General features: G+C 55.6%; 1 protein-coding gene. It reads right to left on the bottom strand.

The genetic code is table 11. From position 1 onward, the window contains the following. Positions 1-62 precede the first annotated feature (62 nt). On the bottom strand, positions 63-563 hold a 501-nt coding region (istB, locus tag ACYVG7_RS09890; protein WP_460882969.1), incomplete at its 5' end, for an IS21-like element ISAs28 family helper ATPase IstB.

A 563-nucleotide genomic window follows, 5' to 3' on the forward strand; every position in this document is an offset into this window, starting at 1 on the left:
CGATCAGCCAATAACATCATGCCGATCACTTTTTTTCTGCCCGCGTTTATAGCGTCTTTCTTTTACTCCGCCTGATCGGCATCGGTCAAGTTGGCGCCCTGTTTTCGCATCGATTCTCCCGTTAAGTTCACGCGCACCGCTCTGTGGATCAGTCGGTCCAGGATCGCCTCGGCGAATGTTGCCTCTCCGATCATTCCGTACCACTTCTCCACCGGCAATTGGCTCGCCACTATCGTTGAGACTTTGCCGTAACGGGTATCGATGATCTCCAACAGGTTGCTGCGTTCGCTCGCGTCCAGCATCTCCATGCCCCAGTCATCCAGGATCAGCATTCCTATGTGGCTTACTTGCTCCAGCAGTTTCGGATAGCTGCCATCCGCTTGCGCCAGTCGCATCTCTTCGAGCAGGGTTTTCAGCCGGTAATACCGCACGCCCACTCCTTGCCGGATAAAGTAACGACCCAGGGCACACGCCAGGTAACTCTTGCCACAGCCTGCCGCGCCCGTCAGCAGCAGATTTTGTTGATGACTCAGCCAGTGTCCTTCCAGCAGTTGGCGGATCTG

It is taken from the genome of Pseudaeromonas pectinilytica, assembly GCF_054780855.1.